This is a genomic window from Streptosporangium sp. NPDC049078, assembly GCF_040648855.1.
Taxonomy (GTDB): domain Bacteria; phylum Actinomycetota; class Actinomycetes; order Streptosporangiales; family Streptosporangiaceae; genus Streptosporangium.
Window position 1 is genome coordinate 113,015 of the sequence record NZ_JBEZEL010000009.1, and the last position, 20,616, is coordinate 133,630.

Annotated in this window: 14 protein-coding genes, 1 tRNA gene and 2 pseudogenes; 8 read left to right on the plus strand and 9 right to left on the minus strand. The window is 68.1% G+C overall.

The features are described 5' to 3' along the window. Positions 1 to 256 precede the first annotated feature (256 nt). The 3 genes from AB0B90_RS16800 (at position 257) to AB0B90_RS16810 (ending at position 2,682) form a co-directional block, all read left to right on the plus strand. Positions 257 to 1,759: an alpha/beta hydrolase gene (locus AB0B90_RS16800; RefSeq protein ID WP_362923244.1), complete on the plus strand. Its 1,503-nt coding sequence runs from the start codon at positions 257 to 259 to the stop codon at positions 1,757 to 1,759. Positions 1,760 to 1,822: 63 nt separating this feature from the next. Further along, positions 1,823 to 1,896 (plus strand) — tRNA-Thr (locus tag AB0B90_RS16805). 144 nt (positions 1,897 to 2,040) lie between these two features. Then, complete coding sequence (locus AB0B90_RS16810) at positions 2,041 to 2,682, plus strand: hypothetical protein (RefSeq protein WP_350941607.1); 642 nt, start codon at positions 2,041 to 2,043, stop codon at positions 2,680 to 2,682. A 59-nt stretch (positions 2,683 to 2,741) separates the two neighbouring features. On the opposite strand, the gene AB0B90_RS16815 is transcribed toward AB0B90_RS16810, so the two are convergent. The 4 genes from AB0B90_RS16815 to AB0B90_RS16830 form a co-directional block, all read right to left on the minus strand. Next, a complete protein-coding gene (locus AB0B90_RS16815) occupies positions 2,742 to 3,338 on the minus strand; it encodes a hypothetical protein (protein ID WP_350941606.1) in 597 nt (198 codons plus the stop codon). A gap of 174 nt (positions 3,339 to 3,512) precedes the next feature. Beyond that, positions 3,513 to 3,908, minus strand: coding sequence for a hypothetical protein (locus tag AB0B90_RS16820; RefSeq protein ID WP_362923247.1), 396 nt, complete (start codon positions 3,906 to 3,908; stop codon positions 3,513 to 3,515). Between the two features lie 151 nt (positions 3,909 to 4,059). After that, positions 4,060 to 5,322, minus strand: a complete 1,263-nt coding sequence (locus AB0B90_RS16825; RefSeq protein WP_362923249.1) for a hypothetical protein — start codon at positions 5,320 to 5,322, stop codon at positions 4,060 to 4,062. Between the two features lie 159 nt (positions 5,323 to 5,481). Continuing rightward, on the minus strand, positions 5,482 to 6,708 hold the full coding sequence (locus tag AB0B90_RS16830) for a hypothetical protein (RefSeq protein WP_350941603.1): 1,227 nt from the start codon (positions 6,706 to 6,708) through the stop codon (positions 5,482 to 5,484). A 703-nt stretch (positions 6,709 to 7,411) separates the two neighbouring features. On the opposite strand from AB0B90_RS16830, the pseudogene AB0B90_RS16835 reads away from it, so the two are divergent. After that, positions 7,412 to 7,576: pseudogene (locus AB0B90_RS16835) on the plus strand (IS5/IS1182 family transposase); the annotation flags it as partial. A gap of 402 nt (positions 7,577 to 7,978) precedes the next feature. Here AB0B90_RS16835 and fmdA read toward each other — a convergent pair. The 3 genes and pseudogenes from fmdA to AB0B90_RS16850 all read right to left on the minus strand — a co-directional run. Then, entirely contained in the window at positions 7,979 to 9,235 is a 1,257-nt protein-coding gene (gene fmdA, locus AB0B90_RS16840; RefSeq protein WP_350941602.1) for a formamidase, read from the minus strand. Between the two features lie 37 nt (positions 9,236 to 9,272). Next, on the minus strand, positions 9,273 to 9,401 hold the full coding sequence (locus AB0B90_RS16845) for a hypothetical protein (protein WP_362923486.1): 129 nt from the start codon (positions 9,399 to 9,401) through the stop codon (positions 9,273 to 9,275). Positions 9,402 to 9,428: 27 nt separating this feature from the next. Then, positions 9,429 to 9,554 (minus strand): annotated as a pseudogene (locus AB0B90_RS16850) (FmdB family zinc ribbon protein); the annotation flags it as partial. Between the two features lie 1,057 nt (positions 9,555 to 10,611). Between AB0B90_RS16850 and AB0B90_RS16855 the strand changes: the two are divergent. Further along, positions 10,612 to 10,824 carry a hypothetical protein gene (locus AB0B90_RS16855; protein ID WP_350941601.1) on the plus strand — a complete coding sequence of 71 codons (213 nt, stop codon included), beginning with the start codon at positions 10,612 to 10,614 and terminating at the stop codon, positions 10,822 to 10,824. A gap of 189 nt (positions 10,825 to 11,013) precedes the next feature. Here the strand turns inward: AB0B90_RS16855 and AB0B90_RS16860 are convergent, their stop codons facing one another. Next, entirely contained in the window at positions 11,014 to 14,406 is a 3,393-nt protein-coding gene (locus AB0B90_RS16860) for a BTAD domain-containing putative transcriptional regulator (RefSeq protein WP_362923251.1), read from the minus strand. A 284-nt stretch (positions 14,407 to 14,690) separates the two neighbouring features. Between AB0B90_RS16860 and AB0B90_RS16865 the strand changes: the two genes are divergently transcribed. Next, complete coding sequence (locus AB0B90_RS16865) at positions 14,691 to 16,886, plus strand: transglycosylase domain-containing protein (protein WP_350941599.1); 2,196 nt, start codon at positions 14,691 to 14,693, stop codon at positions 16,884 to 16,886. Positions 16,887 to 17,024: 138 nt separating this feature from the next. On the opposite strand, the gene AB0B90_RS16870 is transcribed toward AB0B90_RS16865, so the two are convergent. Further along, on the minus strand, positions 17,025 to 18,650 hold the full coding sequence (locus AB0B90_RS16870) for a helix-turn-helix domain-containing protein (protein ID WP_362923253.1): 1,626 nt from the start codon (positions 18,648 to 18,650) through the stop codon (positions 17,025 to 17,027). A 167-nt stretch (positions 18,651 to 18,817) separates the two neighbouring features. Here AB0B90_RS16870 and AB0B90_RS16875 point away from each other — a divergent pair, with 167 nt between their 5' ends. Next, positions 18,818 to 19,684 (plus strand): transporter substrate-binding domain-containing protein, encoded by an 867-nt coding sequence (locus tag AB0B90_RS16875; RefSeq protein ID WP_362898066.1) that lies wholly within the window; start codon positions 18,818 to 18,820, stop codon positions 19,682 to 19,684. After that, a complete protein-coding gene (locus AB0B90_RS16880) occupies positions 19,681 to 20,610 on the plus strand; it encodes an amino acid ABC transporter permease (protein ID WP_362898064.1) in 930 nt (309 codons plus the stop codon). Before AB0B90_RS16875 ends, AB0B90_RS16880 begins: the two co-directional genes overlap by 4 nt. Positions 20,611 to 20,616: the final 6 nt, after the last annotated feature.

The window sequence follows — 20,616 nt, forward strand, 5'->3', positions numbered from 1 at the left end:
CGTGCGGTCGCCGATCGCTTGAGCCCGCATGAGGGCTCGGGCCCGACGGCCGCGGAGCCTGTGTGGTCGCCGATCGCTTGAGCCCGCGTGAGGGTTCGCGTTTCGATGACCGCTGAGCCCGTGTGGCGCTCGGGTTCGACGGCCGACTGAGCCCGCGCGGGCGTAGGATGCGAGCGGTCAGCCTCTCCGCGCGCGTCGGCTCCCCCCGCCGGACCCGCGTGCGATCCCGACCCACGGACTACGGAGCGGACAAGGCGTGAGATCCCAGGTGGCCGCCGTACTGGCGGCGGTGGCCCTGCTGGCGAGCGCGTGCACCGGAACCGGCGCCAACGCCGGCAGCGGCGGCGGGGGCAGCGGTACGGGCGGTGGCGAGGTAGGGGGGGCGTCGCTCGCCTGGAAAGACTGCGGGGACGGATTCGAGTGCGCGAAACTCCCCGTTCCCCTCGACCACGGCAAGCCGGACGGCGAGAAGATCGAGATCAGCGTGATCCGGCTCCCCGCCTCCGGTGACCGGATCGGCTCGATCCTCATCAACCCCGGCGGCCCCGGCGCCTCCGGGGTCCAGTACGCCCGAAGTGCCCGCACGGCGGTGAGCAAGGCCGTACGAGACCGCTTCGACGTCGTGGGCTTCGACCCGCGCGGGGTCGGCGACTCCTCGCCCGTCCGGTGCCTGTCGTCGAGCGAGCTGGACACCTACGTCGGCCTCGACAGCTCGCCCGACTCGCCGGGAGAGGTCACCGTGCTGGAGGAGGGCTCGCGGCGGTTCGCCTCCGGCTGCCAGGCCCGCTCGGGCAAACTCCTGCCGTACGTCGGCACGGCCAACGCCGCCAGGGACATGGACCTGCTCCGCGCCGCCGTCGGCGACGACCGCCTCACCTACCTCGGCAAGTCGTACGGCACCCAGCTGGGCGCCGCCTACGCGGACCTCTTTCCCGACCGCGTCCGCGCCCTCGTCCTGGACGGCGCCGTGGACCCCTCGCTCGGCCCGCTGGAGATGAACACCGCGCAGGCACGCGGTTTCGAGGTCGCCCTCGACGCGTTCCTCGAAGACTGCCTCGCGGCCACCGACTGCCCCTTCCGCGGCTCCGTCGCCTCCGCCCGCGAGGAGATCGCCGCCCTGCTCCGCCGCGCGGACACGACCCCCCTGAGCAACGGGACGGGCGACGGCCGTACGGTGACCGAGGCCTGGACCACCCTCGGCCTGATCACCCCGCTCTACGACCGGCAGGCCTGGCCGGTGCTCAGGCAGGCGCTCGATCGGGCGCTGAAGGGTGACGGCACCACCCTGCTCCGCATGGCCGACCTGTTGATCGACCGCGAGGCGAGCGGCGAGTACACCAACCAGACCGAGTCCAACCTCGCCGTCAACTGCGTCGACGCCCCCTATCCCGCCGACTCGGCCGCCTACGCCGCGGCGGCCCGCGAGGCGGCCAAGGAAGCCCCTCTCTTCGGCGCGTACGTGATGTGGAGCTCGCTGCCCTGCGCGTACTGGCCGGTCAAGGGAGGCCCACGGGAGAAGATCGACGCCCCCGGAGCCCCGCCCATCATGGTCGTCGGCACCGTACGCGATCCGGCCACCCCCTACCAGTGGTCCGAGGCCCTCGCCTCCCAGCTCTCCTCCGGCGTCCTCGTCGGTTTCGACGGTGACGGGCACACCGCGTACCTGACCGGTTCGACGTGCGTGGACCGCCTGGTGGACGACTACCTGATCGATCTGGCCGTCCCCAAGAACGGGACCCGCTGCCCCAAGATCGGGTGATTCCAAGGCGCGAGAAGGCTCTGGGAGCCTGTAGACTGCCGTAGGCCGTGGTGAACACGGCACGCCGCCTTAGCTCAGTCGGCCAGAGCACTTCACTCGTAATGAAGGGGTCTGGGGTTCGATTCCCCAAGGCGGCTCCCAAGTCAGAGGCCCTCCCGGTTCGTCCGGAAGGGCCTCTGTCGTGTCGCGTCCCCATCGTGCGCATGGGAAATATCGGCAATCTGCGCCGCCTCATGGCGCTCATTGATCGTTTGGGTCGAGAAACTCTAGGATGCCGTTCCATGCCCCCCGCGATCTTAGGCGGCCTCGCCGCCGCTGTTCTGCTGGCTTCCACCGCTCCCGCCATGGTCGCAGCCCCCGTCAAGCCTCTGACTTCGGCCCAGCTGCGCGCCGCCCTCATCACTCCTGAGGACCTGGGCGATGATTACACCCCCAACTCGAAGCGCAACCGCGAGGCGCTGGACTCCAAAACGGCCCGCACAAAAAAGTGCGTGAAGGTTATCAAGGCGCTGAAACCCCTCCTCGGAAGTAAGGCGGCGGTCTTCATCGACGAGGAGGGCAAGCCGTCGGGCGTCAAGCAGTTCGCCATAAGCGGCACTCCCGCCCAGATGGCTCGTTGGCAGACGGTGGGCAAGGTCATGGTTCGTGACTGCACCAGGGGCAACACGAGTGCCGACGGTGTCAGGGAGAGGATCACCAAGCTCTCCGTCGGCAAACTCGGGGACTGGGTGTATGGGATCAGGTACAGCGAGACGGTCCCGGAGGCGAAAATCAGTCCAATCCACGCGATGGATGTTGTGCTCATCAGAGTCAAGAACACCGTCACGCTGCTGGTGAGCGACGGTTTTTTTGCGACGTTCGATCCCGGCCTCAGCAAGCGGGCCGCGAGGGTGGCGGTACCAAAACTGCGGGACGCCCAGTAAACGGTCTCGAAGTCAACGTTGAATCGACTTACGCAAACCTTCCAGGTGAAAGCCCGAGGCTAGGTTGGGGTCGTCGTGGGGAGAAGGAGGGTGGGGGAGGCTTCGGTGAATCGCAGGGGGACGGGGCCGTAGCGTTCGGGGAGTTCGGCGGTTGCCTTTTGGAGGTCGGTGGTGCCTATCTCTACGGCGGCGCCGTCGAAGCGGGCGGCCACCGTGGTGATGGGGACCCCCTTGCGGGTCCAGTAGTCGATGTCGTCGGTGATGCGCTGAGCCAGGGCCTCCAGCCGGCGAGCGGAGTGGGCAGCGTCACGAAGTTCTACGGGGGCGGCGGGGAACCTGCTACGCAGAGCGCTGTCCAGGGTGGAGGACGGGACGCGGTAGACGATCAGCTTGGAGCCGTCGACGGCTATCCCGGCATACTGGTCGGGGTAGGTCTGGCGTAGGTACTCGCTGACGCGGTCGGCCAGGAAGGGCGCCTCGGCCTGGCCCGTGGGTGTGGAACTCGCGGCGGTGAGGTGGGGAACGGAGGGCGTGGGGCCTTCGGGGGGCGCGGCCGTGTCGCCGCCGGGAGTCGCGCACGCCGCCGTGGTGGTGGCCAGGCAGAGGGCCGCGCCCAGGACGGTGGCCGTGGTGCGGATGTGATTCCTCGCATTCATGAGGACGCCTCCGATCATATTGTCCGACAAACAGTTAGAACGAAAAGCGGACGGGATGCGTTCGAACCGGGACTGAAAAGATGACCCGCCGTTTCCGGGGAACGATCGGCTCATGGCGCGAAAAAGGGGTCGGCACCCCTTTCGGTCATCGCATGTCACACCCAAGCTCGCCGATCATCCGGTGACGATGGTCATTCCAGGGAAGGCCGCGATCACGTTGCTCCACGGGGAGTGGTATATGCGCCAGGCGCGGGTACGGCCGGCGTTCACATGACCGGTGCACGGTACGGAGGTGCCGTTGTCGTGGGCGGAGGCCATACCGGCGGCGTACACCTGGGTGTTGCCGCTGGGGTTCACGACCTCGACCGGACCGTCGCTGTCGCCCTCGCTGATCGCGTTGATGAACGCCCGCTGCTCGGCCCGGACCATGCCGAAGTGAAAACCTCCAGGGACGCTCGGAATATTGAGGGTCACACCCACCGTGATGACCCGGATGTTGCAGTTGGTCGCGGAGTAGGCGCTGGAGGGGCAGACGAGAAGACCGACGTGGAAATTCTGAGTGCCGGTCATCGGGTTGCTGTATTCCGTGAATATGTTGCCGGCCGGATTGAGGTCCTCCCTGCGGGAGTCGATGAAACGAAAGCGTTCGGGGGGAACGGCAAAGGGGACCGGAGCCTTGGCCCCGGTCCCTATCACTCGACTCAGAAAGGTGTCAGGTCGGTCATCCAGGGATGATGGCGATGCCGGGGAACGCCGTGGTCGCGTTGCTCCACGGGGAGTAGTAGATGCGCCAGGTGCAGACGCGGCCGGTGGGCCGGTAGCCGGTGCAGGGGACCTGGGTGCCGTAGTCGGTGGCGGCGATGGTGCCGGCGGCGTAAACCTGGTCGGTGTTGGCCGGGTTGGTGACCTCGACCGGGCCGCCGCTGTCACCGCCGCCGGCCGCGTTGGTGAACGCCTGCTGCTCGGCGCGGACGGTGCCCTGGATCAGCCAGCCCACGTTGATCGTGACGTTGACCGCAATGATCTTGATGGTGCAGTTGGTACCGGAGAAGCCGCCGGAGGTGCAGACGAACTGGCCGACGATCGAACTGGTGGTGCCGACCACGCTGCTGCTGAACTCCGTGGCGACGCTGCCGACGGGGTTGTTGAAGACTCGGCCCCCGGCATTGGTGTCGACAAGGAGCACGTCACGGGAGGAGTTGCTGTGCGTGACGGTGCCGATGACCTGGCCGGTGGGGTCCACCGCGGTCTGGCCGACCGACGCGCAGTGCGCCGAGGTCAGCATCTTGGGGACGCCCTGGTAGGTCACCGCGAAACCGGTCGTGCAGGCGGGTGACGGAGTGCCCCACACCGAACCGCCCCACCACGGCGGGCTGTCGTTCCAGCGGCTGGCGACCTTGGGTTGCACACCGTATTCAAGGGTGACCGGCACCGCCGCGCCGGAGATCGCCGTGCGGGTCGCGCCGGCCGAGGCAGTGGTGGCCTTCAGGCCCGAGCCGTCCTGAAGGGGCTCGATGGAGGTGATCAGATCGCGGTTTGCCCGGATGAGGCGATTCGCCTCGCCCTCCAGCTCACGAGCGGAGTACCGCGCCGGTAGGACGCTGATCGCCACGTCGCGCCGCAACCGGTCCACGAGGTCGTTGATCGCCTTGGCAGGCTTGCCTTTCCAGTACACGCGCAGTTCGCGGTCCTCCGGCGCCGCGATGACGCCCGCGTAGCCGTCGCCGTCGTCCGCCAGCGCGGCGGTGATCCGGTCGGCGGCCTTGACCATCTTCTGCTGATCGAGCAGCAGGTCCTTCCACGAGGCGTAGCCACCCGGCACCGGCCCGGTGTGCTCCACGGATCCCGTGGTCCGGGGCTTGACCGGGTCCGGTGCGCCGGCGGCCTGGGCGGTGCCCATCCCGGCGGCGGCGATCATGACGCCGACCGCCGTGGCGAGGTAACGGAATCGAGTTGACCTGCGGGTTCTCAGGGGGGTGCGCACTTTGGATCCTCCTAGGCGACGACCTCGGCACTTCCGGCAAGCGACGGCCGACCAGTACTTCGTCCACGTCGGCCGGGGCCTGGCCGGCCGCGTGCGGACGACGATCAGGGACCGGCGCCCGCGCGCCGGTCCCTGATCGCTCGAATCAGATCTCGTCGATCATCCGAGGGTGATGGCGATGCCGGGGAACGCGGCGGTCGCGTTGCTCCACGGGGAGTAGTACATCCGCCAGGCGCAGATGCGGCCGGTGGTCACGTAGCCGGTGCAGGGCACCGCGGTGCCGCCGTCGATCGCGGTGTTGACGCCCGCCGCGTACACCTGGCTGGTGTTGGCCGAATTGACGACCTCCACCGGGCCGCCGCTGTCGCCCTGGCCGACCGCGTTGAGGCGCGCCGACTGCTCGGCCCGCACCGTGCCCGTGATCAGGTAGCCCACATTGATCGTGACACCGACCTGCTGCACCTGAATGGTGCAGTTGGTGCCCGAGTACGCGCCGGAGGTGCACACCCACAGGCCCACGTAGGAACTGGTGGTGCCGATGACCGAGGTGCTGAATTCCGGCGAGGTGGAGCCGACATTGTTGTTGAAGACCCGGCCCGCGGAGGTGCCGTTGATCAGCAGCACGTCAAGGCCGTTGTTGTCCGGTGAGATCGAGCCGATCACCTGGCCGGTCGGGTCGGTGGCCGTCTGACCGGCATCGCCGCAGTGGCCCGCGGACAGCATCCTGCTCGTCCCGCCGTAGGTGACGGCGAAGCCCGTCGAGCAGCCACCGCCGGTACTGGCGTTACGCCAGGCCGCGCCGCCCCACCAGGGCGGGGAGTCGTCCCAGCGGGTGGCCAGCGTCGGCTTGACACCGGCTTCCACGGTGACCGGAACCGCCGAGTCGGCGACCTTCGAGCGGGTGAGGCCGAAGTCGGCGCCCGATACCGTGAGGCCCGAGCCGTCGACGTTCGGCGCGATCGCCGTGATCACGTCGCCGGACGTGCGGATCAGGCGGTTCATTTCCCGCTCCAGCTCGCGGGCCGAGTAGGCGGCGGGCAGGACGCTGACGGGCACCTCTTGGCGCACCTGGCCCAGCAGGTCGCGGACGGACCTGGGAGTGTTCCCCTTCCAGTAAACGCGCAGCTCATGGTTCTCCGGCGCGGCCACGATGCCGGCGAACCCGGCGCCACCCTGAGCCTTGACCGCGGCGGTGACGCGGTCGGCGGCCTTGACCAGTTTCTCCTGGGTGGCCAGCAGGTCCTTCCAGGAGGTGAAACCGCCCGGGACCGCGCCGGCCGGCTCGATGGGCCGGGTGGTGGTGTCCTTGGCGGGCGCGGGGGCGGGGGCGGCGATGGCCTGCCCGGCGCTCATCCCGACAAGGACGAGGGTGGTGCCAAGCGCCACTGCCAGACGACGGAAGGATCGTGGGGGTCTTGCAGCAGTTGGGGGGATTTCCACCGGAATACTCCTCTATGGGAGGCTTGATCGGATGCATCCGGTATTCCATGAATTAAGTAGTTAATCAATGACTTGACTCTTGTTATTTGGACTGGTAAAGCATCGTCCGCATGCTGGTTTTCCGGCTTTGTGTCCACGGGGAAGTGATAGCGCTAACCGTGACTTGACCTGCGGATATGTATTTACAGTCCGTCATAATTCCAGCCAATAGCACATGTCATTAGTTGTCCGCTTTTGGACATGGCGGAAAAATGGCGATCATCGGTTGAGGGCGCCCCTGGGCAGCCCGGCGCATAAGAAAGTCGTTACCGGCAGGTAGACCCGGCGCACTGGCCTCGATGTTTCGTAGGGGGTTTTGGGTCGCGTGCCGAGCGCTTTTCAGCCCGCTTCATGGATCTGCGGGACGTGAATTACTTGATCGGCCGGCCTGCCCTTTGGGGCGGCAGTGTGACTTCCGTAGTATCCGCCGGCTCTTCAGCCGCGCATTGAACGATTTTCATCCCCCTGTGACGGTCTGCTGATCGCGGAGTGGCCGCGGACTCGGTGTTCGCCTGACGAATGTGGAAAGCTCCTGGTGGACGGGTTGATCACCACAACCAGGCCGTCGGAACCAGGAGCTTCGAGTGCTTTTCCGGCGCGCCGCCGTGGGTTGTCGCGTTCAACGCCGAACTACGTGGCTGGGCTGATACGCCGGCGGCGCAAAGCGACCGGGTCGCCCTGGCGCCGGCTCAACACCGGACAGCGGGCCATGCCGGTCCTGGTCCACCCGCGCAAAGGGGAGACGTTCGCCGAGGCCGCGGTCGGATTCGGCGTCATGGCGGCCTGGTCGGCGAAGGTCATCGTCGCTGTCTCGATCGTCCCGTCTCGCCCTGCTTAACATTAAAAGGAGTTATATGTCCGCGTATCGCAGAAATCTGACAGAGAGGGCTGGAATAAGGGGGAGGTCCAGCCATGGCGGTGGTCTATCGCCGACCAGATCGTCGAGCCCGGAAACTTGCAGGTCACGACAGCGAACTACGGCACCACCGCCAGCCACAAAAACCCACAACAGACCATCTTTGAGCCAGATGGGAGAAAAGCCGTAAATCACTGTCGCACCCACACCAGATGTCACTATGGGTACCGGCTTCCCCGGATGTTTCACTCCCTGTGCTTTCCGCTGTTCGCAGGAGCAGCACAAAACACCCTGCTTATCAGCCAAATGCTGTCAGAGAGGTCAGTCGAAGGCGGCGTGTGGTGCGCTGGTGCCCTGGGGTACGCGGAATGGGCCGGACGCGCCGGGGCGGATGTCGAAGTCGAAGATCGCGGTTGGCAGGTAGACGGTGGCGCAGGAGTTGGGAATGTCCACCACCCCCGACAGCCGGCCCTCGATCGGCGCGGCGCCGAGCAACAGGTATGCCTGTTCGGGGCTGTAGCCGAACGCCGTCAGGTAGTCGATCGCGTGCAGGCAGGCCCGCTGGTAGGCCAGCTGCGAGTCGAGATAGCGCTGCTCGCCGTCCAGGGTGACGGACACCCCGGAGAAGGCGAGCCACTCGCTGTACTGGGGGGCGGTGCGGCCCGGCATGAAGATGGCGTTCTCGTCGACACGGTACGTCCGCATGCCCTCCTTGATGACGTCGACCCGCAGATCGATGAAGCCGCCCATCTCGATGGCACCGCAAAAGGTGATCTCGCCGTCGCCCTGCGAGAAGTGCAGGTCGCCGACCGACAGGTTCGCACCGGATACGTACACCGGATAGAACACGCGGGATCCCCGGGTGAGGTTTTTGATGTCCTGGTTGCCGCCGTTTTCTCGCGGTGGCGCGGTGCGGGCCGCCTCGGCTGCGATTCGGTCGAATTCGGAGGAGGAGACGGAGCCGAGGACGGCGTCCCGAGGCTCGGGAGGCAGGGCCAACGGCGGCACTCGCTCCGGGTCTGTGGCTCTCAGCGCCGACTCTCGCGCGTTCCACTTCGACAGCAGCGCCGCTGACGGCGCGGTGCCCATGAGTCCGGGGTGGGTGATGCCGGTGAACGACACCGCCGGGACATGGCGTGATGTGGCGACCTGACCGGAGAAGTCCCAGATCGCCTTGTAGGCGTCGGGGAACTGCTCGGTGAGGAACCCGCCGCCGTTCCTGGTGGGGAAGATCCCGGTGTAACCCCAGCCTTGACCGGCCAGCGGGCCGCTGTCCTCCTGGGAGATGGGCCCCAGGTCGAGGATGTCCACGACCAGCAGGTCACCCGGCTCGGCCCCCTCGACCGCGAACGGGCCGCTGAGCGCATGCACCGTCGTCAACGGGGCATCGCGGATGTCCTCGGCGGAGTCGTCGTTGTGGATCGCACCGTCGAACCACTCCCGACAGTGGACCCGGAAGCTGTCGCCGGGCTTTACCCATGCCACAGGCGGGATCTCGGGGTGCCAGCGGTTGTGACCGATCTTGGCCTGGTCGGTGAACCTTCTGGATGAGTCGAGTGGGAAAATCAGCTCCGGCACGGTTCGGATTCCTTTCGGCGCTGTGAGACGGAGACGGTCACGGCCGCGGCAGGCGGCTGGTGGCGGGATGGGTGGTCACCGCGCGTCCGGTGCGGCGCCGCGGCAGGGACGTGACGACTTCGGGCTCGTGGGCGCTGCGCTCCGCGTGCTGCAACAGGGTGGACACGGCGTCCGGGGAGCGCGCCAGCATCGGCGCCGAGAACATCCGAGCCGAGACCGCGCCGCAGTCTGGGCACCGCACCGCGGCGGATGCCGTTCCGATCGGAAAAGCGACCTCGATTTCGGAGCAGTGAGGGCACCGATAGGCATATACCGTCATAGCGTGCGCCCTTCGAGCGACTTCGAACCCGTCCTCTTCGGTCGTGCATCCCGCTCTGTCGCCGTCACCTGGGAAAACAGTCTCAGAGTCGAATGTATCCGCAACTTAACGCGTGAATGGAAAGCAATCCGTCTCGCTTCCGTCAACTTGCCCGCACAGTAAGGTAGATACCTTGGTTTCCGGGCAAAAGTGCGAGGATATGTTCCCTTGCGATAAACGCATAAATATATTTCTGTTTGCCGGCCGCCCCTCCTGGAGCGGGTGCCTCGCCGACTACCTGCGAGGTTCCCCGGGTAGTCCGGCACCGGCGCTGACCCCGGCCGCCCGACATCCGTCGTGCCGACCTTGAGTCAAGCGACAGTCGGCCCGATGTGCTCCAAGTCGCGCGCCGAACCGCCGGATCGGCTCTCGCCACACGGAGAGAAGTCCCTGGTCCCGCCGGAACGACGGGACCAGGGACTTCTTCAAGAGTCCGAGCCGTCTATTTCTTTGTCCGCTCAGCCGATCCACCGCTTTCCCGTTCGAACCCGAAGGTACGCGGTGGATCGCAGCCGGTTCGCGGCCCCGTTGCAAACCAGACTGTCTCTCCGATGCCGGCCCGGGTCCTGCGGGAGATCCGAGCCGGCACGACGGTGGCCGGTCCGGGTCCCGCGGCGGAACCGGACCGGCACCAGGACGCCGGTCCGAGTCCTGCGGGAGATCCGAGCCGACGCCGTGGTGCTGTGAAGGATTCTGCGGTGACCCGGTATAGCGGCGGTATAACAGCCGTGCATCGCGCGTCCCCGTCGTGGACCCGCAGGTCGGAGCCGTGTCCGCCGGACTGTTTCCGGCTCCGGGTTCCGGCTTCGAGGTCCCGGCCGGAAAACGGTACCGGGGCGCTGTCGGGAAAGCCGGGTTTGTCGGGAAAAACGGGTGTGGGGAGGTCGCGCCAAGGTTCCGCTACCCAGAAAACCCTCGCTGAGCAGGTGATATACCGCCGATATACACATGCTCCGTACTCTGGCGCAGCGTTTCGCTGGCGGGGCCTGGCGGCGCGTCGAGCAAGGAGACACTCATCATGTTGCGTAAGCGCTGGGCGACGCTCGCGATGCTGACCGTACTGACCACGTCGCTGTCCACCGCGGTTGTCGGTTTGTCCGCTCACAGCGCGGTCGCCGAGATTCCTCCCCTCGAGTATCCCGACCCGTACGACTGGTTCAGGCCCGTCATCGCCGAGAACCGGTCCGGTCCGGTCTTCGACGACTGCTACCTCTACGGCATCTGTCCCTGATCCGAACCAGTGGAGAGCCTGCCGTCCTCCGGGGAAGGGCGTCGGCTGCGCGGTTTCGCCGCGTTCGCCGACGTCGAGGACGCGCACTCTCCGCTCCAGGGTGCGGAAACGGCCCAGGGCACGGGAAAGGCCCAGGGTATGGAGACGGTCCGGAGTACGGGAAAAGCCCGAGGCGCGGGAACGCCGGGATCAGCCGGTCAGCTCCCGCGAGAAGGGGGCCCCGATCTCCGCGTACAACTCCGTGGCGAGGCGTTCCTGGGTTTCCGCGGTGGGCGTGTCGCCGTTGTCACGCGAGATCGCGGAGAGTACGACCCAGGTCTGGGCCTCGCCCATCCGGTGCCCGGTCGCCCGGTGGTTGTCGAGGGCGCGACGGCCGTACTTCTCGGCTTCCGTCAGGAGCCCCCGCCGGTGACAGGCGTAGGCGAGCACGGTGAGCGCCCGTCCTTCGACGACGCGGAAATGGGGTTCGCCGACGAGTTCCAGCGCCTGTTCGGCGAGGTCGGCGGCGGCGGTGTGGTCGCCCGCGCGGTGGTGGGTGATGCCCAGCGCGAGGAGCGCCTCGCCCACGAGGTGGCGGGCGTTGATCTCCCTGGCGATGCCCAGCGCGGTCCGGTGGAGACGCAGGGCCTCCTCGGGGTTCCCGGAGTGGTCACGGATGGAGGCGAGCGTGTTCATCGCCTGGACCTCGGTGAATCGGTCGCCGATGTCCACCGCTATCCCCAGCGCGGCCTCGGCGGTGTCGTGGGCCTGCTCCAGCCGGCCGGAGTCGCGGCGTACCAGGGCGAGCCACGCCAGCGTGTCGGCCTCCAGATATCGGTCACCGAGTTCCCGGTGACGGACCAGGGCGGCGGTGAGGTGGTCGGCGGAGGCGGCGAGGTGGCCGAGCTGGTGGTGGAGTTCGCCGATGGTGGTCATCGCGACCGCTTCGGCTCTCGGTGCCGAGGTCTCGCGGATCAGCGTCAACGCCTGGACGGCGTGGTCGAGCCCTTCGCGGAGCCGGCCGGACTCTCTGCAGGCGTTCGCGAGGTTGTTCAGGATCTTGGCGCGTATCTGCTCGGAGCCGAGACGGCCGTGGAGTTCGAGCGCCCTGGACAGGGGGCGGGTGGCCTCGTCGGGGAGCCCGACGAACATGAACGTGGTGCTCAGATTACTCAGGGCGCTCGCCTCGCCCTGCGTCCATCCCGTCTCGTGGCTGAGGGCGATCGCCCTGTTCAGGTAGGTGATCGAACGGTTGTAGCGGGCGAGGCAGTGGTAGGCGTGGGCGAGGTTCAGGAACGCGGACGCCATCGCCCGCCGGTCCCGTTCCGCGTGGGCCGCGGCGAGTGCGGCGCGACCGGTGGCGAGCCAGTCGACCATGCGTCTGGAGAAGTTGTGATAGCCGCGGAGCCGGTCGGCCAGGAGCCAGGCCATGGGTCTGGGACCGTACCGGACCGCGTGACCGATCGCCGCGACCACGTTGTGGTGTTCGGCGCTCAACCACGCCATGGCGGCGGCGGTGTTGTCGATGACCGGCGTTCGCGCGGCGGCGGTGGTGTCGACGGTCGGCGTCCGTGCCGCGACCGGGTCGTCGATGGCCGCCTGTGCCGCGGCCGGGTCGTCGACGGTCACGGTTCGCGTGGTGGCGGGGGTGCCGGCGGTCGCGGTCCGTGCCACGATCTCGTCGGGCGCGGGCAGCTGGAGCATGTCCGGGTAGAGCACCTTCGCGGCGTCGCCGGCCATTGACAGGTACCACTCGAACAGCCTGTCCGTCGCCTTCGCCCGTTCCTCCGCGCCGTCCTCGGCGGACGAGAGGTCGTCGGCGTACCGGCGGAGCAGGTCGTGCACGGTGAAGCGGTCGGGGCCGTGCTGGTCGACCAGGTGGACGCCGGTGAGCCGCTCCAGTGCCGCCGCCGCCTCCTGCTCGGAGACGTCCGCGAGGGCCGCCGCCGCGGCCGGGGTGAAGTCGGGGACCGCGACCGGCCCGAGCCGCCGGAAGATCCGCCGTACGTGCTCGGGCAGGAGCCGGTACGACAGGTCGAAGGTGGCGCGGACGGCGGTCTCCTCGTCGCCCTCGATCGTGAGCGCGTTCACCGGGCTGCCGGTGCTCAGCTCGGTGACGTAGTCCCCGATCGGGAAGTTCGGGCGGTCCAGCAGGCGCGCCGCCGCTATGCGCAGCGCGAGGGGCAGGTGGGCGCACACCTCTCCCAGCCTGGCGACGGCCTCGGGCTCGGCCCGTACGCGGTCCGCGCCGAGAAGGTGGCCGAACAGGGCTTCGGTCTCGGCGGGCACGAGTGTGTCGAGGGTGATGCGCTGGGCGCCCTCGCGGACGACCAGTCCGGTGAGCCGGTCGCGGCTGGTGACGAGCACCGCGCAGCCGGCGTTGCCCGGCACCAGGGGCCGGACCTGTTCCGCCGAGCTCGCGTTGTCCAGCAGGATGAGGATCCGCCGTCCCGCCATGAGCGAGCGGTAGCGCGCGGCGGCCTCCGTCGCCTCGACGGGCACCTGTCCCGGCGAGACGCCCAGCGCCCGGAGGAAACCGGCGAGCGCGTCCGCGGGGTGCACCGGCGCTCCGGGCGAATACCCCCTCAGGTTGAGGTAGAGCTGCCCGTCGGGGAACCTGTCGGCCACCCGGTGTGCCCACCGCACCGCGAGTGCGGTCTTGCCGACGCCTCCCATCCCGGTGATGGCGGAGATGGTGATCGGGTCGGTGGCTCCGCCGGGCAGCATCCTGTCCAGGGCCTCGAACGCGTCCTCACGCCCGATGAAGCCGGGAATGTTCGTGGGCAGTTCTCTGGGCACCGGCGGTGTCGTACGGGCGGCGTCCGACGCCGTGACCGTCGTCGCGGGCGCGGCGCGCTCGGGTGCGGGGGGCCGGTCGTCGCCGCGGAGGATGTCCTGGTGCAGCCGCTGGAGCGCGGGGCCCGGTTCCACCCCGAGCTGCTCGTGGAGCAGGGCGCGTGTCTGCTGGAAGACCTCCAGTGCCTCGGCCTGGCGACCGCTGCGGTTCAGCGCGACCATGAGGTGGGCGCGCAACCCTTCGTGGTACGGGTGCGCGAGCGCGAGCCTGGTCAGTTCGCCGATCAGTTCGCCGTGCCTGCCCAGGGCGAGCTCCGCCTCCGCCCACCGTTCGTGGGTGACGAGCCGGAGTTGTTCCAGCTGCGCCGCCTCCTCGGCGATCGGCTCGCAGTCGCCGAACTCGGCGAACGCCGGACCTCGCCACAGGTCGATGGCGTCGCGCAGGATGCGGCCGGCCCGCGCGGGGTCGCCGTCGAACGTCCGGCTCCCCTCCGCGGCGAGTTCACGGAAGCGGGTGGAGTCCAGTCCGTCGCCGGTGACGATCGTGTATCCGCCCGGCTGCCGGACGATGCGGTCGTTGCCGAGCACGCTCCGCAGCCGGTGCACGTACAGCTGGATGTTGCGCCGCGCGGAGGCCGGGGGGCTGTCGTTCCAGACGGTGGTGACGAGCTGGTCGACCGAGACCGTCCGCCCGGCTCCGCGGGCGAGGAGGACGGCGAGCACGAGCCGGGGCTTGTACGCGGCACCGACGAAGACCTCCTGACCGTCGCGGATCACCCGAAGCGGTCCCAGCACCTGGAACTCCATCAACGGCCACCCCGCTTCCTGGCTTCACCTGGTGGCCGGTCTTCAGGTTCGACGGCCCTGATCGTCTTTCGGAGGGCGTCGGTGTCCATGAGGCGTGATCATGGCATTTACCACCATCCGTGTACAGCTCATCCTGATGTGCGAAACAGCACCTCGGCACTGCGGTCGTGGTGCGAACCCGGCGGAAAACCGTGCCGTGGTGACCGGGAATCACCGCCGTGAGGGGGACCGGGTATCGCGGATTACGGCGAGGAGCACCTGGAAAATCCCATAATCTATGGCTTATGTCTGAACGGGGTGAAGGACAGTCAGGGGTCGCGTCCAGTGTCGGGCGTCTCGCCGCCATCGCGGCGGCGGCGGGTCTGCTGGTCGCGGGGATCGCACTACCGGCGGTGGGAGGCGCGGGCCTCGGCATCGTCTCGGCGACCAACGAGCTGAACCTCAGGCCCGAGGATCTCAAGGAACCTCCGCCGGCGGAGGTCTCGATCGTGCAGGACGCCAAGGGCAACGAGATCGCGCGGTTCTACGAGGAGTATCGCGAGGTCGTCAAGCTCGACCAGGTCGCCGAGATCATGAAGACCGCGATCATCTCGATCGAGGACTACCGCTTCTACCAGCACGGGGCGATCGACCTTGAGGGCACGATCCGCGCGTTCGCCAAGAACCTGCACGCGGGAGGGGTGAGCCAGGGCGGCTCCAGCATCACCCAGCAGTACGTCAAGCAGGTCCTGCTCAACTCCGCGGCCACCGACGAGGAGAAGAACAAGGCGCTGGAGGCCAGCTACGCGCGCAAGCTCAACGAGCTGCGCTACGCGATGGCGGTGGAGGAGAAGTACTCCAAGGACGAGATCCTGGAGAAGTATCTGAACATCGCCTACTTCGGCGCGAGCGCCTACGGCGTGGAGGCGGCGGCGAAGCGGTTCTTCGGCGTCAAGGCCAAGGATCTCACCCTGCCGCAGGCGGCGACGCTGGCCGGCGCCGTGCAGGACCCCAACGCCACCGACCCCAACCGGCGGGGCAAGCAGTATCGCGAGCGGTTGCTGCACCGGCGCAACGTCGTGCTCGACCGGATGGCCGAGCTGGGCAAGATCACCCCGGAAGAGGCGCAGAAGGCGAAGAAGGCGAAGCTCGGCTACAAGGGGACGAAGCTTCCCGGCGGCTGCGAGTCCAGCGACTACCCGTACTTCTGCATCTACGCGCGCAACGAGGTCCTGAACAATCCCGACTTCGGCAAGACGGCCAAGGCCAGGGGGCAGTTCCTCAACCGCGGCGGCCTGACGATCAGGACCACGCTCGACCCGTCCATGCAGGCGGCGGCGGACAAGGCGATCAGGAAGTTGGTCTTCCCCTCCGACAACCCGGTGGCGGCCGAGGCGCTGGTCCAGCCGGGCACCGGGGCGATCAAGGCCATGGCGGCCAGCAGGAAGTACGGCCGGAGCAAGGCCAAGAACGAGATGTCCTACAACCTCGTCGCGGACGCCGCGCACGGTGGCGGCGTCGGCTTCCAGGCGGGCTCGACCTTCAAGACGTTCACGCTGCTCACCGCGCTGAAGCAGGGCATGAAGGTGAACGACGGCTTCAGCGCGGGTGCAGGTTTCCGCGCCTCTGGCTACTCGGCGTTCAAGAACTGCAAGGGCGAGAACATCGGCGACCCGAGCCACACCGTCACCAACGACGAGGGCGCCCCCGGATGGAAGACCCTGCAGACCGGCACCTGGGCGTCGGTGAACACGTTCTTCATGGAGTTGGAGCGGCGCGTCGGGCTCTGCGAGACGATCAAGACCGCGAAGTCGCTGGGTATCCACCGCTCCGACGGTCTCAATCTCCTTGAGTTCTCGACGTTCACGCTCGGCACCAACGAGATGGACCCGGTGACCGTGGCCAACGCGTACGCCGCGATCGGCGCGCGCGGCAAGTACTGCGCGCCGATGGCGATCACCCGGATCACCGACAGGAACGGCAAGGTCACCGACTACAAGCCCAAGTGCCGCCAGGCCCTCGACCCCGAGGTCGCCGACGCGGCGGCCCACGTGCTGTCCGGCGTGTTCACCAAGGGCACGATGCGGGGCGTCGGCGGCATCGGCCGCGACGCGGCGGGCAAGACCGGCACCACCGACAGTTACGCCACCGCGTGGTTCGCCGGGTTCACCCCCGACCTGGCCGGCGCGGTCAGCATCGGTGACCCGCGCGGCTCGCAGAAGTACAAGCTGAACGGCGTCACGATCGGTGGCCGCTACTACGGCTCGGTCGTCGGCGCCAGCATCTCGGGCCCGATCTGGAAGGAGACGATGCTGGCGGCGCTGAAGAACGTCGAGCCGACGTCCTTCACCCCGCTCAACACGGAGCGGTTCGGCGGATGTGGCCAGAGCTGCCAGCCCGCGCCGCCCCCGTCGAACAACGACGGCCCCGACAACAACGCCGACGGTCCCGACGGTGGCGGCGGCGATGAGGCGCAGGTTCCCATCGGCCAGGGCGAGTAACGGCCGAGCGGGGTCGGGGCGGCCGTCCCGACCCCGCCCGGGAGCGCGTCGATCAGGCGGTGTCAGGCTCCTCGTCCCGGCCCCGCTCGGAGCGTAGTGCCGGGCCCTTCGTCCCAGCCCCGCCCGGGAGCGCGTCGATCAGGCGGTGCCGGGCCCTTCACGGCGCCACAGACGCAGTTGCAGGTCGAGCACCACCCTGTCGTCGGGGTCGTCGAGGCGGTAGCCGCCCACCTGCTCCAGCCGTGCCACGCGATAGCGAACGGTGTTGGGGTGCACGAGCAGTGAACGCGCCGTGGCGCCCACGTCGCCGAGCGCGCCGAGGTAGGCGGCGACGGTGTCGATGAGACTGCTGCCGTGGCTCCGGTCGTATTTGACCAGGCGAAGGAACCGGTCGTCGGCCAGCAGATCCGTCTCCCCCAGTGTCGTGAGCGCCTCCGACAGCAACACCGCCGTGCGCTGGCCGTCGAGACTGATCACCGGCCGGTCGGGTGTGTGGGCGACGGTCTCGCACACGCGGTCGGCCTCCGCGCGGGCCGCGGCCACGGTCGGCACCGACAGGGACGAGGCGATCGCCGCACGGAAGGTGGCTCCCCTGTGCCGCTCGAACGCCACCAGGGTGCGGCGGGCCCACTTCAGGTAGCGGTCCACCTCGACCTGGCCGGGGAGGACGGCGTACAGGCGGAGGCCGACCGGGGCGACCATCGACTCGTCACGGACGGAGTGGGCGTGCACCGTCAGCATCGTCACCGCCTCGGTGGAGGACAGCCACTGGCGCGCGTCGGCGTCACCGACCGCCTCGAAGGCGACCACGGCGAACTCCCGGGGAGCGTCGAGGCTCAACTGCCGCACGAATCCGGTCTCGTCGCGTTGGGAGCCGGGGGCGAGCATGCGCTGGACGAACTCGGTGCCCATGGTGTGGATGAGACGGCTCTGGCCGACGAGTCGCGCGGCGAAGATCGAGGCCGCGACCAGGTGCTCCTCGGTCTGTTGGGAGAAGGGCCGATTCGTCTCCTGCATCCAGATGGTGCCGAGGTACTCGCCGGACCGCGGATCGTGCATGCCGACCCCGAGCCTGCGCCGGAACCCGTCCTTCTCGTCCAGCGCCACCGTGGCACGAGGACGCCGTAACCGGTCGTAGACCCGCATGGCCTGCAGTTCCGCCATGTGTTCCGCCGGGGGTTCGCGCCCGAGGATGGTGAGACGCCGGATGTCGTCGGCCTGGTCGCTGTAGGGGGAGAAGGCGAGCACCCGTCCCTGCACGTCCTCGATGGAGATCAGCGTGCCGGTCATCATGCCGAGCGCCTTGGCCAGTCCGAAGAGGTCGTTGTGCTCGCCGAGCGCGGGGCCGGTCCTCCGCGCCAGTCGCTCGTATCCATCGGATTCCCGGACGAAGCGTTCGACCACGGTGACCAGGCGCCACCACGGCGTCCGGTCGGTGATCCCGATGATCGGGACCGGGAGTTCGCGCAGCGACCGCGGGTCGGCGTCCTTGAGCTTCACGACGAGCGCGGCGGGCCGGTGGCGGGCGAGATCGACGGCGGCCTCGACCGCGTCACGGCCGCGGACGCCGAGGAGCAGGACGACGGCACCGTCCATTTCGTGGTCATCGGGCGGGGTCGTGCCGTCGGACACGTCGAGGGTGACGCAGCCGCCGACGGGGACGTCCAGGCCGCCGGGGGCGTGGACCACCGACACGAAGGGGTCGCGTACGACGTCGATGAGTTCGGCCAGGGTGGATGACCAGCGCGGATACCCAGATTTCACACGACCCCGCACTCTGTGACATGGACGTTATCTACTTGGCCAACTATCTATCAAACAGGACGAAAATATATACATCTCCACAAAGCTTGTGAACAGTCCGTCGTTTTAGGGTGACAGCACCCCCAACGGTCGACCGACCGAAACCCCCAGAAACCAGGAGGACCAACATGGCGTTGGTTCGCATCCGACGCGCCCTCGGCGTTGTCGCCGTAGGCGTGCTCGGCACCACCGTCCTCTCGGCGTGCGGCGGTTCCTCGACGGAATCCGTGTCCGCCTCCGCCCCTGCCTCCGGTGCCGCAGAGTCGCAGGTCTACGTCATCCCCCAGCAGGTCGGTGTCCCGCCGTACAGCTTCCTCGACGACGGCGGCAAACTCGCCGGACTCCTGCCCGACCTGTCCACCGCGCTCGGCGAGGAGATGGGGGTGACCGTCAAGAACGAGCAGGCGTCGTTCGAGAACTCGCTCCTGGGCCTGCAGCGCGGCGCCTACGCCTGGGTGCCCGGCGCCGACGTCACGGCCGAGCGGCTGAAGAAGTTCGACTTCGCCACCACCCTCGTCGAGAGCTACGGCTTCCGTGTCAAGGCCGACGGCATCACCATCGGCGACTCACTCGACGACCTGTGCGGCGTCTCCGTCGCGGTGACCGCGGGTTCGAGCCCGGTGTCGACACTCGAAGACCAGTCCAAGAAGTGCGAGGCCGCCGGGAAGAAGCCCGTCGACGTGCAGACCTTCGCCGACCAGGCGACCGCCGACCTCGCCGTCAAGAGCGGCAGGACCGACGCCTCCACGGCCACCTCCAGCGGCCTGGGCTACCAGACCCGCACCGAGCCCGGCGTATGGAAGATCACCGGACCGATCTACCAGGCGATCGACATCGGGTTCGCCTCGATGAAGGGCGACGGCATGGCGGCCAAGCTGCAACAGGCCACCGAAGCGCTGATCAAGAACGGTACCTACGCCAAGATCCTCGCCAAGTACGGTACCGAGAACATGTCGATCAAGGCTTCCGTGATCAACCCAGAGCCGCACGCATGAGTGAGGTCAGCACGGCCGGGTCCCCCTCGGAACAGGCGGGAAAGGACGGGACGCCGGAGGACTGGCGCCGGCGGATGGAATCGATCTCACGGCTTCCCCACGGACGTCCGCTCCACCTCGGCCGGCTGACCTTCGCGGTACTGATGGTGGCCGCCGTCGCCGGCCTCGCGATCAGCGTCGCCCGCAACCCCGCCTTCGAGTGGGGCACGGTGGCCGACTACTTCTTCTCCGAGCAGGTCATGAACGGCCTGGTCAACACCATCACGCTGACCGCCCTGTCGATGGGGCTCGCCCTCGTGGTGTCGGTGGTCATCGCGAACATGCGGCTCTCGGCGAACCCCGTCCTGCGCGCCGTCAGCGGGACGTACGTCTGGTTCTTCCGGTCCATCCCGCTGCTGGTCCTGCTCATCCTGTGGTTCAACGTCTCGTTGATCTATCCGACCTTCAGCCTCCCCAACCCCTTCGGCGGCGACCTGTTCGCGCTGGACACGCGCAACCTCATGACCGCCTACTGGTCGGCCGTGCTGGCCTTCGGCCTTCAGCAGGCCGCCTACACCTCGGAGATCATCCGATCGTCGCTGCTCGCGGTTCCCCAGGGGCAGCGCGAGGCGGCGCTCGCCCTGGGCATGACGCCGCTGGACACGTTCCGTCGCATCGTCTTCCCCCAGGCGATGAAGATCGCGGTGCCGCCGGTGAGCAACGACCTCATCAACCTGCTGAAGGCCACCTCCCTCGTCGCCTTCATCTCGGTCTCGGACCTGCTCTACAGCGTCCAGCAGATCTACAACCGTACGTTCGAGGTCGTCCCGCTGCTCATGGTGGCGACCATCTGGTACATGATCCTCGTCAGCCTGCTGTCGGTCGCCCAGTACCACCTGGAGCGCACGCTCGGCCGCAGCACCGCCACGACGCGCCGCACCGGGTGAACCGGG